Annotated in this window: 1 pseudogene; it reads left to right on the top strand. The window is 69.6% G+C overall.

Annotation, left to right across the window (positions count from 1 at the left end):
- Window positions 1-539: pseudogene (locus AC1D2F_RS23930) on the top strand (IS3 family transposase); the annotation flags it as partial.

The following is a 539-nucleotide window of genomic DNA, read 5'->3' on the forward strand; positions in this document are numbered from 1 at the left end:
GTACCGGCAGGAACACGACACCACGGGCACCGAGGTTCCGCTGACAGGCTCGGAGCGGGCCCGGCTGATGGAGCTGGAGCGGGAGAACCAGGAGCTGCGTGCGGAGGCTGCGTTCCTGAAAAAAGCCGCTGCATACTTCGCGCGGGAGCCACGGTAGTGGCGAAGTATGAATTCATCGATTCCCAGACCCGGTCGCCGGGCGTTCCGGCGTTGGTGAAGATGTGCCGCTGGCTCGGGGTGTCCCGGTCCGGGTTCTACCACTGGCGCTCCCGCCCGCTGTCGGCCACCGCGGCGCGCCGGGGTGCGCTCACGGAGCGGGTGAAGCACTTCTTCGCCGCCTCCGACGGCACGTACGGCTACCGGCGGATCCACGCGGACCTGGCCGCGGAGGGCACCGAATGCTCCCCGGAGCTGGTCCGCCAGATCATGCGTGCCAACAACCTGGTGCCGTGCCAGCCGCGCCCGTTCCGCACCACCACGCAGGCGGATGCCGAAGCCGCGGCGAGGATCCCTGACCTGGTGCGCAGGGACTTCACCGC

The organism is Arthrobacter sp. P1_B3, assembly GCF_056406615.1.